Origin of the sequence: Bradyrhizobium arachidis (genome assembly GCF_015291705.1) — a bacterium.
In the GTDB taxonomy this organism is placed as follows: Bacteria; Pseudomonadota; Alphaproteobacteria; order Rhizobiales; family Xanthobacteraceae; genus Bradyrhizobium; species Bradyrhizobium arachidis.
Map to the genome: position 1 here is coordinate 7332796 of NZ_CP030050.1, position 12894 is coordinate 7345689.

The 12894-nt window shown below is 65.8% G+C and carries 10 protein-coding genes; 5 read left to right on the plus strand and 5 right to left on the minus strand.

Annotated features, from left to right (window positions below; genetic code table 11):
* Positions 1 to 77 precede the first annotated feature (77 nt).
* On the plus strand, positions 78 to 2711 hold the full coding sequence (locus WN72_RS34490; RefSeq protein WP_092216123.1) for a spermidine synthase: 2634 nt from the start codon (positions 78 to 80) through the stop codon (positions 2709 to 2711).
* 9 nt (positions 2712 to 2720) lie between these two features.
* Here the strand turns inward: WN72_RS34490 and WN72_RS34495 are convergent, their stop codons facing one another.
* From WN72_RS34495 to WN72_RS34505, 3 genes are all read right to left on the minus strand, one after another.
* Entirely contained in the window at positions 2721 to 3344 is a 624-nt protein-coding gene (locus tag WN72_RS34495) for a 2OG-Fe(II) oxygenase family protein (RefSeq protein ID WP_092216124.1), read from the minus strand.
* Between the two features lie 90 nt (positions 3345 to 3434).
* Positions 3435 to 3830 carry a hypothetical protein gene (locus tag WN72_RS34500; RefSeq protein ID WP_322596971.1) on the minus strand — a complete coding sequence of 132 codons (396 nt, stop codon included), beginning with the start codon at positions 3828 to 3830 and terminating at the stop codon, positions 3435 to 3437.
* A gap of 38 nt (positions 3831 to 3868) precedes the next feature.
* A complete protein-coding gene (locus WN72_RS34505) occupies positions 3869 to 5893 on the minus strand; it encodes a hypothetical protein (RefSeq protein ID WP_027564609.1) in 2025 nt (674 codons plus the stop codon).
* A 445-nt stretch (positions 5894 to 6338) separates the two neighbouring features.
* Between WN72_RS34505 and WN72_RS34510 the strand changes: the two genes are divergently transcribed.
* From WN72_RS34510 to WN72_RS34525, 4 genes are read left to right on the plus strand one after another with little or no spacing between them, the layout of a single operon-like run.
* Entirely contained in the window at positions 6339 to 7100 is a 762-nt protein-coding gene (locus WN72_RS34510; RefSeq protein ID WP_322596972.1) for a peptidylprolyl isomerase, read from the plus strand.
* Entirely contained in the window at positions 7097 to 8089 is a 993-nt protein-coding gene (locus WN72_RS34515) for a HupE/UreJ family protein (protein WP_092216126.1), read from the plus strand. Before WN72_RS34510 ends, WN72_RS34515 begins: the two co-directional genes overlap by 4 nt.
* 16 nt (positions 8090 to 8105) lie before the next feature.
* A complete protein-coding gene (locus WN72_RS34520; RefSeq protein ID WP_027564612.1) occupies positions 8106 to 8711 on the plus strand; it encodes a HupE/UreJ family protein in 606 nt (201 codons plus the stop codon).
* Positions 8708 to 9325, plus strand: a complete 618-nt coding sequence (locus WN72_RS34525; RefSeq protein ID WP_092216127.1) for a HupE/UreJ family protein — start codon at positions 8708 to 8710, stop codon at positions 9323 to 9325. The genes WN72_RS34520 and WN72_RS34525 overlap by 4 nt, the downstream gene beginning before the upstream one ends.
* Before the next feature lie 156 nt (positions 9326 to 9481).
* Here the strand turns inward: WN72_RS34525 and WN72_RS34530 are convergent, their stop codons facing one another.
* Both WN72_RS34530 and WN72_RS34535 read right to left on the minus strand, forming a co-directional pair.
* A complete protein-coding gene (locus tag WN72_RS34530; RefSeq protein ID WP_092216128.1) occupies positions 9482 to 10678 on the minus strand; it encodes a CaiB/BaiF CoA transferase family protein in 1197 nt (398 codons plus the stop codon).
* Between the two features lie 10 nt (positions 10679 to 10688).
* Positions 10689 to 12890 carry an acyl-CoA dehydrogenase family protein gene (locus WN72_RS34535; protein ID WP_244553742.1) on the minus strand — a complete coding sequence of 734 codons (2202 nt, stop codon included), beginning with the start codon at positions 12888 to 12890 and terminating at the stop codon, positions 10689 to 10691.
* Between the last annotated feature and the right edge of the window lie 4 nt (positions 12891 to 12894).

The window sequence follows — 12894 nt, forward strand, 5'->3', positions numbered from 1 at the left end:
GCCCTGAGAACGACGGCCGATGCAAAGCGCTCAGCTTGCCTCGCGCAAGCGGTCGCGTTCGAACAGGAGTGAGGGGAATGCAATCTGAGCCGGACAGCATCGCGATCGCTTCGGCTGGCCGGTTCGCGGGCGCGGTCCAGAGCGAGACCGCACCGGCGCGCGCGCGCCAGGCTGCAAGCCGCGCCCGGGCCCTCGTGCCGATCGTGACGGCGTCGGGCTTTGCGGGCCTCGGCTACGAGATCGTGTGGACGCGCCAGTTGAGCCTTGTGCTGGGCACCGAGATGATGGCGGTGCTTGGGGTCATCGCCGGGTTCTTCGGCGGCCTAGCTCTCGGCGCGTTCGCGCTCGATCGGCCGATCCGCCGCGCGACATCGCCATGGCGCGTCTATGCGATGCTCGAAGCCGTCATCGCCGTGTGGGGCTTGATCAGCGTCTGGTTGCTGCCCGCCGCGGGGCGTGCTCTTGCTCCCCTGCTCGGCACCGAGCCGTCGCCTGCCCTGCTCTGGGCCGGCAGCCTGGCGCTGCCGACCCTCGTGCTGCTGCCGGCAACGATGGCGATGGGCGGAACCCTGGCCGCGCTGGAACGGTTGATGCGGGACGCGCGTGGCGAAGCCCGCGTCACGGCCGGTGTCTACGGCGCGAATACGGCCGGGGCTCTGGCCGGCACGCTCGTCTCGACATTCCTCCTGATCCCGGCGCTGGGATTTTCGGGCACGTTGCTCTGCCTCGCGGCTGTCAACGCGCTCTGCGCGCTTGGCGCGCTTGCGCTCGGATCGCCAGCAGCCAAGGCCGATGCTGAGGAACGCCGGCCGGAACGCATCCGCGATGTGCGGCTCACCATCACCTTGTTCGCCACGGGACTGCTCGGAATCACCTTCGAGGTCCTTGTGGTCCGGCTCGCCGCGCAGGTGATGGAGGACACTGTCTACACGTTCGCTGGGCTGCTCGCCGCCTATCTGCTCGGCACCGCGGCGGGGAGCCTGCTCTGGCAGCGATCCGGGCGCGGTGCGGGGGATGGAAACCTCCGCGGCCTGCTCGCGGCAACCGCACTCGCCTGCATCGCGACCGCGGCGCTTGCACCCTATGCCGGCCGTCTGGTCGAGACCGTATCCTCGGCGGATATCTTCGGTGAGCTGGCCGTCGCGATCGCGCTGTTCCTGGTCCCCGCAACCGCCATGGGTGCACTGTTCGGCCTGCTGGCGCAGCGGGTGAGCGATCAGCGCGGCTCGGTCGGAGCGGCGGTCGGCATCAACAGCCTTGGCGCCTGCATCGCGCCGCTGCTGGCGGCGCAATTCCTGATTCCGGCCCTTGGTGCCTGGACGGCGCTGCTTGCCGTTGCGATCGGCTATCTGCTGCTGCTGCCGCCCGGCCGATCGGCGCTGCTGTGGTCCGCGGTACCGGCGATCGCCGCGCTCATCCTGTGGCTCAATCCTGCGCCATCATTGACGCGCGTGCCGCCGGGTGGAGCGCTGCTGGCGGTGCGTGAAGGGCCGATGGCGACCGCCAGCGTGGTCGATGACGCCGCGGGCGTGCGCTACCTCGAGATCAACGGCCACTTCCGCATGGGCGGAACGAGCTCGACGCGCTCCGATTACCGGCAGGCGATGCTGCCGCTGCTGCTGCACGAAGCCCCGCACCACGCCCTGTTCCTGGGCATCGGTACCGGCGCCACCATGGTCGGCGGCGCGCAGATGCCCGGCGTCAGCGTGCGTGCGGTCGAGCTGTCGCGCGAGGTGGTCGACCTGCTTCCTTGGTTCGTCAATCCGCCGCCAGCCTCAGCGCCGCTTGTGACGGTGGCGGATGCCCGCCGCTACGTCGCTGCGGACACCGGCCAGCACGACGTGATCATCGCCGACCTGTTTCATCCCGCGCTCGACGGCAGCGGCGCGCTCTACACCGTGGAGCATTTCGCAGCCGTGAAAAGGCGCCTCGCGCCCGGCGGGATCTTCTGCCAATGGCTGCCGCTGTACCAGCTCGACATGCCGTCGCTGCGCGCCATCGTCCGCGGTTTTCTCGAGATCTATCCCGACGGCGCGGCCTGGCTCAATCACTACAGCGTCCGCACACCGATGCTTGCGCTGATCGGAACGCGGGACGGCGGCCATCTCGACACCGACGCGCTGGCTGCACGGCTTCGCGATCCCGCCATCGCGCCCGTCGTTCGACCGCTCGGATTCGAGGCGCCGATCGATATCCTCGGCCAGTATGTGGCAGGCCCGCAAGCCCTCTCCGCCTTCGCCGGCGAGGGTCCGCGCAACACCGACGATTATCCGTTCGTGACCTTCGATGCGCGCCGAAATGTCCGTGCGCTCACGGCAGCACCCTGGTCACTGCTGCTTGCCGTCACGAAGGAGATTCGCCCGGATCCGAATGAACTCCTCGCCCGCGGAGCCGAGCGCGACGCGCTGGGCACGCGCCTCAATGCCTACTGGGCCGCGCGCAACCGCTTTCTCGAGGCCGGTGCATCTCTGCCAGGCGATCCGCGCGGAGCCGCGCTGATCGACGCGGCCGCGCCTGGCCTTATCGACGCGCTTCGCCTGAGCGCCGAGTTCGATCCGGCCTATGGGCCGCTGATGGGGATGGCAAAATCCCTGCTCGGCTCGGACCGCGCGGCCGCCGCACGCCTGCTGCGCAGGATCAACGAGGCGGCGCCGTCCCGCCGCGAGGCAAGGGACCTGCTGCTTCGCGAGTTCGGCCTGAGAAACGAGTGATCGACGGCCTCACGGCGCGAAGTTGATGCGATAGCCCCAACAGTCCAGATGGTCCGGAATCGCGTTGAAGGCGATCGTGATCCGCTGTCCGCCCGGATTTCGCGGGACCTCGTGGTAGAGATAGCTCGGGAACAGCACGAGATCGCCGGGCTCGGCCTCCGGCAAGACGTATTTACCCGCATTGAACGGCCCGATGGCAGCACTGCGCGTGTGGTGGCGGAAGGAGAAGTCGGAGCCACCGGGCGGCCGCACGAACACCGTCTTGCACGCCGCGTGTGACGGCGTGAGATAGAAGATGCCGGACACGAAACTGTTGGCATGGGAATGCAGCGTCTGGTTTCCGCCGGTCTCGAGCATGTTGGTCCACATCTCCTTGACCGTCCAGCGCAGCTGCTCGCCGAACAGCAGGACGCCGAAATCGACCAGCTTCGGCATGGCAAGCTCGGCGATCTGGCGAAACAGCTCGTTGTCGCGGGGATCGGCGACCTCGGTGTGAAACAGCTGGCCCGAGCGCAGATTGCCTTCGATCTTGGTGCTGCGGATCGCGGTGACGGCGGCCTCGTTCAGCGACGGCGGCAGCAGCCCAGGCGAGCGCATGAGGGGAATCGGGAAAAGCGGCTCGATCTGATCCATGTCGCGACATCTACCTGTTGGTGAAGCTCGGCCAACAATGCGCGGGGAAAGATGACGCTGCAATGACAGCGCGCAAGATCTCCGCTCCCGCTACTCGTTGGGCTTGAGCACTCTCAGCTGCTCGCCCGGCTGCAGCTCATGGCGCCGTTCGCGCACCTCGTCGGAGGCACGCGCGGCCATATCGACGCATTCGTCGAACTCGCCATTGCCGGCTTCGACCAGCGCCTGGTGCAAATGCCGCTCGGCAAAGTAGCGGGACAGATGATCCGGCGGCAGATCGGCCGCCAACGCGCGCGCCTCCGCAACCGCGGCGTTGCAGTCTTCCCGGGTGGGCTCGTCCGAGGCAGGCACCGCACCGGAGGTGGCTAGGGCGCAGCCGAAGCCGGCAAGGAGGAACGAGAGCGTGCAGATCGAGATACGGAGCAGATACATCGAGGTCGTGCTGTCGGACTTGCGCATTGCGAAAGAAAGTACGGCGGGACGCATTTGTCATGCGCCCCGCCGGATGGCCTCAAATCATCGCGTTAGTGGTGGTCGTGATGATGATCGTCGTGATCATGGTCGTGATGATCGTGATCATGATCGTTGTCCGCGCGCTGCCCGAGCCGGCGAGCCAGCTCGGCATTGGTCTCGACCAGCAGCTTCGGCGAACGTTCCGGCCGCACGAAGATCGGGTTGGCGTAGAACCAGACGTTCGAGTAGGCCTGAACGTCGTGGGTCACCTTCTTGGCGCCGTTCACCGTTTCGAGATGCGCGGGGCAAGCCGGATCGGTGCAGCTGACCAGCGCGTTGTTGGCGTCGACCAGCGGGTTGCCGGCGGTGTCGCTGACGTTGGGGGTGCCGTTCGGAATGTTGGTTCCGCGCGCGCGGATGTAGAACGGCGTGTTGCCGGCGGTGAACGTCGTCGTGAACTTCAGGCGGACAGCGCCATGGTCCCGATGCTCGCGATGCATCTGCTTTGCCAGGATCTGCTGGGCGATGGTCGCCGTCGGATTGTACACGATCGCCGCACCAGCCGTACCGGCCGCATTCGGAACCGCATAGCCGGCCGCATCGGGCGCGACCACGCCGGTGATCTTGCCGGTGATGAGGTCGACGTGGTCGAGCGACGGCTTGTTCAGCGGTTGCTTGATGCCGACGGGCAGCAGCAGCGGGTTGTTGAAGCTGTAGGGCGCGTTGTTCTCGGCCGGGACGGTCATCTCCATCTCGACCGTCACCTTGTCGCCCGGCCGCACGACCAGCGTCTCGCCCATCGTCTTCCAGTCGTCGCCACGCGCCTTGGCGCGGAACACCAGATCCGGTCCGATGAGGTCGGCGTTGACCGAGTACGAGTTGCCCGAACGCATGCCGTCGACGACGTGCTGCGACGAGAACCGTCCGGCATTCGGAACGTACAGCTTGGTGTACTCGCCGGGGATGAAGTCGGCCGTCGTGAAGGAATCACGCGCACCGCCCGCACCGCGGCTATGCCAGTCGGAGCTCACGAAGATGAAGAAGTTGCGGCCTTCGCCGAGCAGACCGTCCCAGAGGCCGCCGACCTTCGCGGTGTAGATGCCGCTCATGCCGTAGGTGCCGCCGCCGACCGCGCCGGTCGTGTACGAGCCGGAGCCGCCCGTGGCGCCGCCCTCAGCGAAGTGACCGGGCGATTCGATGCCGAATGCCACCGTCGGGCCCGCGTTGTTGAAGTCGCGGAAGTGCTCGATGTTATAGCCCTTGTTGGCGGTCGCGCTGAACGGACCCTGGCGTTCGGTGTGGGTCGGGATGACGTAGGATTGCAGCGGATAGTTCTGCTGCAGCCACTTGATGCCGGTGAGCGCCTTCTGGTGACCCGCAGTGCCCGTGTTGTTGACGTTGTCCTTGCCGGGCCAGAGCTGGTTGCCGCCGGCGTCGATGGTGGGACCGATCGCATCGGTGTCGGCACGGTCGAAGCGGTATTCGAATTCCGCCATCTTGTCCGCGTTGCCGGACTTGCGCGGGTGCTTCGGGTGCTGTCCGGTGATCACGGCGACGTCGACGTGCTCATGGCCGGGCGCGATCCACTCGAGACCTTCGATCAGCACCTTATCGTAGGTGTTGGTGCGATTGACGATGGTCGGATACTCGACCTCGCGGATCGACTGCCAGCGCCACATCTGCGCGCCGCTGCCGGTGCCGTTCGGGGTGCCCTTCAGGCTGCTGATGGTGATGCCGTCGATGGTCTGACCGAGCGTCTGGCTCCAGGTCGTCGTGGTCTGTCCCGGAAGATTGGCGCTGGTGTCGCTGAAGCGGCAGTCGCGGTTGCCGGAACCGCCGTGGTTGCCGAGCGTGAACCAGTCGAGATCGAAGTTATTTCCGCCGGCAGACGCGGTGCCGCGGCCGACCGCGCGGTCGATCGTGTAGCCGGCTGCGACCGAACCATCGGTGCAGGTGTTGTGGTTGTGCATGTCACCGGCAACATAGGGATTGCCGCGGCGCTCGCCGCGCCCCCAGTCGTCGGCTGCAGCGCTCTGCGTCAGCGCCAAGGTTGCCGATGCTGCAGTCAACAGGATCGTCTTGCCGGATGGAAACATCTATCGCCCCTCGTGTCATATATCGAGAAAATTCGTCAGAGGTGCGGGGAGTTGAGAGCCGTTTGGCTCATCCGCGTGCGCGGCTCCCTGCACGCGGCGATACTGGCCAGAGTTACGATACAGCTTCGTGAAGGATTTGTGTTTGACCGCGACAACTGCGCGCTGCATGTGCGGCATCTTGTCTCTTGCGTTTTCCCATTGCATTTTTCTTCGCCGCATGAGCGATAGAGGATGACAGATGAAAAGCACTGCCGCATAAGACGCGGCGAACGCGCGTGCCAAGAAAGTTTGTGACAACCGTATGTCAATGCCAGCGACACCAGTTGAAGTGCAGCCCTTTCCGATATCGCGTATCGAAGGTTCAGACCCGAATGATATCGCGCATGGAGCAACGAAGTCCTCGCGTTCGTTCGTCTCGACACTGGTGCGGCTCTCGCGTGAGCCTTTGCTGCACTTCACGTTGTTAGGGGCGATCATCTTCGGCATCGACGCGGTGCTGCATCCGCCGGCCAAGGACGAAAAGGTCATCACCGTCACCAAGGCGATGCGGCAGTCCTTCATCGACAATTTCGACGAGGACAAGGAACGCGCTCCTTCCGAGGCGCAGCTCCAGAAGATGATCGATAGCTGGGTCGCGAGCGAGATTCTCTATCGCGAAGGCAAAGCGCTTGCCGTGGATCGCGGCGATGAGACGATCCGCGACCGGGTCGCCTACAAGATGCAATTGCTAATCTTCGATCAGATCCGCGTGCCGCGTCCCACCGACGAGCAGCTGCAAGCATGGTTCGCGGAAAATCACGCCCGCTTCGACGAGCCTGAGCGCGTCTCATTCTACATCACCCCGCCGACGGATCAGGAGACGGCGCAACGTCAGCTCGACGACATCACCCAGCAGCGCGAATCCGAGGAGTTGCAGAAGCTCACGCGCGCCATCCTCGGCCGCCCCGTCGAGAGTCTCTCCGCATCCTTTGGCGACAGCTTCCGTGACGGATTGCTGGCGATGCCGCAGGGCGAGTGGAAACTGTTGCAGTCCAAGGATGGCTGGCACGTCGCCCGGCTGGATTCGCGCCAGGCCGGAAACCTTGCCAGTCTCGACAGCGTTCGGGATGAGGCCGCCAGGAACTGGCACACGGAGGAAACCCGCAAGCGCGCCTGGGAAGCGGTCAAGCGGCTCAAGGCATCCTATCAAGTGCGGAACGAGCCGTGACCGCGATTCGATATTTGCGGCTGGCGCTGCTGGCCTTGACCTTCGCGCTGGCTGTGCTGATCCGGCCGTCGGCGCTTCATGCGCATGAAGCGGCGATGGGCGTGCTCGAATTCCGCGAGGTTCGGCCCGGCGCCTTCGTCGGCCGCTGGAGCATAGAGCCGTCGATCGGCGCCTCGCGGGTCGACCTGCGGGTGCCGCCGCATTGCTTCCTGCGCCTGCCCGAGATGAACTGCGGCCAGAAGGGGCTGATTGGTCCGATCACCATCACCAATCTCGGCTCCAACATGTCGGTCGTCCTGATCAAGGTCATCCCAATCGAGGGCGAGCCGCGCAGCTACACCATCTCGACGGCCAATCCCGTCGTCTCCGTGCTCGGTACCGGCGCGCCGACGCTCGAGACCTGGATCGAGCTGGCCAAGACTTATGTGAATTACGGTATCGATCACATTCTGCTCGGCGCCGATCATCTGCTGTTCGTGCTCGGCCTGATCTGGATCGTCGGCGGCGGCTGGCGGCTGGTGAAGACCATCACCGCCTTCACGATCGGGCACAGCGCTTCGCTGGCCGCGGCGGCATTCGGCCTGATCGGCGTGCCGGAACGCCCGCTCAACGCCTGCATCGCGTTGAGCATCGCCTTCGTCGGGGTGGAGATCGTCAAGCAGCAACGCGGCGAGATCGGGCTCACCGCGCGTTATCCCTGGATGGTTGCCTTCAGCTTCGGTCTGGTTCACGGCATCGGCTTCGCGAGCGCGCTGGCGGGACTTGGGCTCGAACGCCGCCTGCTGCCGGCGGCGCTGCTGTTCTTCAACATCGGCGTGGAGATCGGACAGCTTGCCTTCGTGCTGCTGGTGCTTGCATTGATCTGGGCGCATCGGCGGCTCGATGCCGTCGTGCCGCGCTGGGGCGAGGCGCTGCCGGCCTATCTCATCGGGTCGGTGTCGATGTTCTGGTTCTTCGGCCGTCTGGCGCGCGTGTTCGCCGTGATCTGAGCGAGAGTCGCACATGATGTCTTTACGCGTTTCCCGAGCCCTCACGATCGCAATCGCTTCGTTCGCACTGGCGCAACCGGCCTTCGCGCACGAGCAGGCTGGCGTGGCCGGCGGCCTCGCCAGCGGCCTGCTGCATCCGGTCACCGGCATCGACCATCTGATTGCCATGGTGGCTGTCGGGATCTGGGGCGCGCAGCTCGGCGCGCCCGCCATCTGGATCCTGCCGATCACGTTCCCGCTCGTCATGGCGATCGGCGGGGTGCTGGGCGTGCTGCATGTTCCGCTGCCGATGCCCGAGCTGATGATTGCCATTTCCGCCGTGATCCTCGGTGTCGCTGTCGCGGCCCGGCTGCGCCTGCCCTTTGCTGTGGCCGCCGTGATCGTCGCGATCTTCGCGATCTTCCATGGACATGCGCACGGCGCCGAGCTTCCCCGCGCGGCGAATGCGCTGGCCTACGGCGTCGGCTTCGTCACCGCCACCGGCCTGCTGCATCTGTGCGGCATCATGATCGGCACGTTGACGCGCTGGCCCGCCGGCGAGCGCATCATTCAGGGACTTGGCGCCGGCATCGCCGGGATCGGCTGCTACTTCCTCGCGCAGGGTCTCGGAGCCGTCGCATGAGATTGCACCTTGCACGGGCCTTGACCGCCGCAGCGTTGCTGCTGACCGGGGCGAACGCAGCTGAGGCCCATATCGTCGCGGCCCGCCTCGGTGATTTCTACATGGGAGCCTCGCACCCGCTCACCGATCTTCAGGATGTCCTGCTCTGGACCGCGACCGGCGTGCTGGCAGGCACGCTTGGCGCCACCAAAGGGCGCTGGCTCATCCTGGTGTTTCCGCTCGGCCTGTTGGCCGGGCTGCCGCTCGCGTCCTTCTTCGGCGCGGCCGCGACGCAGCTCGCCGACGCGACCATGATGCTTGCGATCGGCATGCTGCTCGCAGCAGCCGCGCAAGTTCCCACCGTCGTGCTGTGCGCAATTGCGTTCGCGGTCGCCGTGATACGGGGCGCGGCGAACGGCGCCGAGCTCGGGCCCGAGACCGATCGGCTGCTGTTTGCGGCAGGCCTCGCCTGTGTGGGCTACACAGTGATCACGCTGACGATGGCGCTGACCGCCATGTTCAGGCAAACGCTGCCCGACAATTCAGCATCCTGGCGGTTCATCGCCGTTCGCGCCCTCGGAGGCTGGATCGCTGCGATCGGCCTGATGATGGCAAGCCTCGCTCTCGCGACGTGAGCGGACCGCAAGCGATCGCGACACTGGCGTGACTGAAAAGGCCGCGACCGATCTCGCTGCGATCCCGTCAGACCTTGGATATTGGGCACCAACGTAGCCTCACGAGGGACAGCTCGCGGCGCACCCATGCCACGCCGTTCGTCACCTGAAGGTCGGCTAGTCCGCCGTCGTTCCAAATGCTCCTGCCCGGGCAAGGTCGGCAATTGCCCCCGCCGAAAGGCCGAGGACGCGCGAGAGCACCTCATCGCGATGAGCACCAATCGCGGGGATTTCCCGCTGCATCGAAGTGGCCGCCGCACCCGACATCTTCCAGGGCGCGTTTACTCCCATGAACTCCCCTGCTCCGTCAGCAATCGTCTCGAATACACCGCGTTGCAGAAGATGCGGATCGGTGAACGCCGCGCCGGGATCGCGATACTCGGCGGCGGGCACGCCGGCCTTACCCAGCGCATCCATGCTTTCGCGGACGGAATGCCGCTCGGTCCATTTCTCGACGACCTGCATCATCGCGGTCCAGTTCGCGCCGCGTCCCGGCACCGTCTTGAAGCGGGGATCATCGGCGAGCTCGCTTTGCCCAGTCACCTCGCAGAGCGCGGCAAAGTTCCGCGGCGTGATCGGCGCGATCAGGATATCGCCATCGACGGCGCGCACCGGCCCATAAGCCGCGCGCGGCACCGGGCTCGGGAATTGCGCCTCCTGCAGTTCATAGACCAACAGGTTCAGCATGCAGTCCATCAATGCAACGTCGATCCGCTGCCCCTCGCCCGTTCGTGCACGCTGGACGAGCGCGGTCTGGATCGCGGCGTAGCCGAAGATGCCGCCGAGCACATCCGCAACGAAGATCGCGCCGGCGGCCGGGCGATCGCGGTCGCCGGCATAGCGCATCAGGGATCGATCGAAGCCACTTTCGGCATGGACGATCATGGCGTAGGCCGCCCGCTCGGCCGCAGGGCCGAACTGTCCGTAGCCCGAGATCGAGCAATAGATCAGGCGCGGATTGATTGCGCGCAGAGCGTCGTAGCCGAGGCCGAGGCGATCCATCACGCCCGGCCGGAAATTTTCGACCAGGATGTCCGCCTCCGCGACCAGTCGATGCACTAGGCTGATCGCTTCGGCACTCTTCAGGTCGAGCGCAAGGCTCTGCTTGCCGGCATTGAGCTGCCCGAAATAGGCGCTGTGACCGTCGCGGAGCGGCGTCCGCAACCGCATGTCGTCGCCCTCCGGCGGTTCAATCTTGATCACCTCGGCGCCGACGTCGGCAAGCAACCGCGCGCAATAGGGTCCCGCCAGCATGATCGAAAAATCGAGCACGCGCACACCTTCGAGAGGCCGACTCGCGGTTTGCTGCTGCATGCGGTTGCTCCTATCTGGGCAGCCCAAGCCCGCGCTGGGCGATCAGGCTGCGCTGGATTTCGTTGGTGCCGATGCTGATGACCCACATCAGCGAGTGGCGAAGGTTCTGCTCGAACCGGCCGTTGTCGATCGCGCCGGGCATCTGCTCCGAGAGCGCAGCGCGCATGCCAAGAATGTCGAGCGCAGCCTCGCCGAACCGTTCCATCAATTCGCCGGAGAACACCTTGCTGATCGCGCCATATTCCGGCGGCGTCATGCCGTCAGCGGCCAGATCGGCGCAATGCATCATCAATTGGCGGCCGACCTCGATCTCGGCCGCCAGCGTCGCCATGCGATCGCGAACGATCGGGTCATCGGCGAGCGCACGCCCGGTATCGTCCCTTGTCATGACAAGACGACGCAATTGCTCGAAGGCGTGGGCGACCTTCAGCACGATGCCGCCGCCGACCAGGCCGCGTTCGAACGCGAGCGCGCCGGTCAGGACCTTCCAGCCGCCATTGACCTCGCCGACGATGTTCTCGAGGGGAATGCGGACGTTATCGTAGAAGATATTGGCGAAACTGCCGTCATACATCGTGGTTGCCGGCCGAACCGTGATGCCCTCGGCATCCATCGGCACGATGAACATGCTGATCCCGGCATGCGGCGGCTTGGCATCCTTGTCGGTGCGGGCCGCAAGGAACATGTATTTGCCCCACCAGGTGGTGGTCCAGATTTTCTGGCCGTTGATCACCCAGTGATCGCCGTCGCGCACTGCGCTGGTGCGCAGCGCGGCGAGGTCGGAGCCGGCCTGCGGTTCGCTGTAGCCCATGCCGTGCATGGCCTCGCCCTGCAGGATGTCCGGCAGATAGTTTCGCTGCTGCTCGGGCGTGCCGAACATCATGAGCGCATTGGCCTGGATCGCCGCGCCGATCCGCGGCGCTTCGCCCCGCTCCATCGTCTCCATGAAAGCGATCTGTTCGCGCGGCGAACGCCCTTGGCCGCCGAACTTCTCGGGCCAGCCGAGACCGATCCAGCCGGTCTCGCCGATATCGCGGGCAAAGCCGGCATCGAACTCGCGCCTGGAGAATGGCCGCCGTTCGAACGCGGCCTTCCGTTCTCCGGACCAGTTCTGTTCGAGCCAGCCCCTTACCTGCTCGCGCAACGCGTTGCCGGCTGGGCCGAGATCGTACTCGGGCAGGCCCGAGCTATCGGCATCCAGCAAGGACGAGGCGAGCGAGCGCTTGGCATGCGAGGCTCCACCCAGCGCCATCATGTCGAGATGCACGCGCTTGAAGTGCAGCGGCGCCTCGTGTTCGTCGGCGTAGCCAATGGCCCCGAACGCGTGCTGGGTCTCGAGCGAGGTCCGCCGCAAGGCGTCACTTGCGAAGGTGATGGCGCAGCTCGCAAAGTGGCGCCAGTCGCGATCGTCCACATCGTGCAGTTTCGCGGCATGATCGACCATCAGGCGCACGCCTTCGAGGGCGATGAGCCCATTCGCAAGCTTGTGCTGGATCGCCTGGAACCTCCCGATCGGCTGGCCGAATTGGTGACGTTCCCTGGCGTAGTCCGCCACCAGCTCGAACGCACGCCGGGCCGCGCCATGCGCCCGCGCGGCCAGCATCAGTTTTCCCTTGGGCAGGAGATCGTCGATGACGCCGTCGTCCAGCGCTATGAAGGACATGGCCGCCGTATTCAGCCGGACCTCGTAAAGGCCCCACGCGCCCATGGCGCGGGTCGGGACCATCTCCACACCTGCTCCATCGAGCGCGACAAGCCCCAGCCTCGACCGATCGATTGCGACGAGCAGATGGGTGCAACTTCCCGCGGTCTCGACAAAGCGGACCAATCCGTCCACACGGCCGTCGGAGGCGCGAAGCGTGCCCGCTGCCGGATCGGGATCGAGCGTCCCGAACGAAAACGCCACGCAGGCCGAGCCTGCGTGCAGCGCCTGCAGAAGATCGACAGCAACTTTTGACGGGGAGGTCGAGAGCGCGAGATTGGCGAGCACCGCAGACCACAGAGGGGCTGGGCACGCCGCGCGGCCGAGCTCTGCGAGCGCGACCACAGCTTCACGGAGGCCGCCCGCATCGGGCTTGCCGCCGAGAGTGGCAACACCCTGCCCGACAAGCTTGGTCCATATCCCGGCGATGTCCTGCGGCGCCGGTCCGAGCCTGATACAATTGGCGTTCCATTGCTCGCCGAGAAACCCGCGCAGGGACTCCCGCAGCATGTCC